General features: G+C 76.8%; 2 pseudogenes. Both read left to right on the top strand.

Going from position 1 to position 518, the window contains the following annotated elements:
* Window positions 1–317, top strand: a pseudogene (locus RNB18_RS51010) (cyclohexanone monooxygenase); the annotation flags it as partial.
* A 49-nt stretch (window positions 318–366) separates the two neighbouring features.
* Window positions 367–518 (top strand): annotated as a pseudogene (locus tag RNB18_RS51005) (alpha/beta hydrolase); the annotation flags it as partial.

Below are 518 nucleotides of genomic sequence, written 5' to 3'. Positions count from 1 at the left end.
AGCGGATGAAGCGCACGGTGTGGAACACCGGCGGCTGCACCAGCTGGTACCTGGACGCCGAGGGCCGCAACACGACGGTCTGGCCGGGCACGACGGGCGAGTTCCGGCGGCAGACGCGGACGGTGGACCTCGCGGAGTACGACGTCATCCGGGCGACCGGGACGCCGGGCGTCGCCGCTCCGGGCGCGGCCGGAGGCGTACGCGGGGGCGAGGCCGGACGGCTCGCCGGGAGCGGGCGCGTACCGGAGCAGCCGGGCCGGAGCGAGCGCGAGACGGTCGCCGCCGGGGACACGGTGACCGAGGAGGCCGCGCGATGAGCCCCGACCCCTACCGCGCGCCCGGCACAGTCGTCGAGGAGGCCGCGCGATGAGCCGTCTCCTGCACCGCGACGCCGCCCCGCCCGTCCCCGCGAGCGACCTGTTCGTACGGTCGGCCGACGGCTCGCGCATCCACGTCGAGCTGGACGGCCCCGAGGACGCCCCGGCGGTGCTCCTCGCCCACGGCTGGACCTGCAACAC

Source organism: Streptomyces doebereineriae (genome assembly GCF_031845645.1).
GTDB classification, from domain to species: domain Bacteria; phylum Actinomycetota; class Actinomycetes; order Streptomycetales; family Streptomycetaceae; genus Streptomyces; species Streptomyces canus.
Note: the sequence above shows the minus strand (reverse complement) of the source record. Positions and strands in the feature narration are given on the sequence as shown.